Origin of the sequence: Streptomyces caelestis (genome assembly GCF_001279005.1) — a bacterium.
GTDB lineage: Bacteria > Actinomycetota > Actinomycetes > Streptomycetales > Streptomycetaceae > Streptomyces > Streptomyces heliomycini.
Genome location: NZ_LGCN01000185.1, coordinates 1 through 216 on the forward strand (window position 1 = coordinate 1; position 216 = coordinate 216).

Sequence of the window (216 nt, forward strand, 5' to 3'; positions counted from 1 at the left end):
CCTGCCCGAGTACATGGTTCCCGCGGCCGTCGTGGTCCTGGAGGAACTGCCCCGCACGGTCAACGGCAAGCTCGACCGCCGTGCCCTGCCCGCACCCGATCTGAGCGCCGACAGCGCCGGCCGCGCCCCGCGCGACCCGGCCGAGGAGATCCTGTGCGGCCTCTTCGCCGACACCCTCGCCCTGCCCTCCGTCACCATCGACGACCACTTCTTCCA

General features: G+C 72.2%; 1 protein-coding gene. It reads left to right on the forward strand.

Annotation, left to right across the window (positions count from 1 at the left end; genetic code table 11):
* A partial coding sequence (locus ADK41_RS16110; RefSeq protein ID WP_159043985.1) for a hypothetical protein occupies positions 1 to 216 on the forward strand: 216 nt, incomplete at both ends.